The organism is Arthrobacter sp. Soil736, assembly GCF_001428005.1.
GTDB lineage: Bacteria > Actinomycetota > Actinomycetes > Actinomycetales > Micrococcaceae > Arthrobacter.
On the sequence record NZ_LMSB01000043.1, the window covers coordinates 1 to 270 of the forward strand.

1 pseudogene is annotated in these 270 nt (G+C 65.9%); it reads left to right on the forward strand.

Annotation, left to right across the window (positions count from 1 at the left end):
• A pseudogene (locus tag ASG92_RS21050) lies at positions 1-270 on the forward strand (DDE-type integrase/transposase/recombinase); the annotation flags it as partial.

Consider the following 270-nt stretch of genomic DNA (forward strand, 5'->3'; position numbering starts at 1 on the left):
CACACCGAAACGGCGTCCCACACCGAAACGGCGTCCCTCGCCGGCGCACTGATCAAGGGCGCGGTCACCGAAAACCGACAGCACCCTGCCGTGCTCCACGCCGATAACGGCGCACCGATGCGGGCCGGCACCACCGCTCAGCTTGCCCAGTCCCTCGGCATCACMCTGTCMYACTCCCGGCCACGGGTCTCCGACGACAACCCGTACTCAGAAGCCCTGTTCAAGACCGTGAAATACGACCTGGACTTTCCCCGCCGATTCCGGGACCTG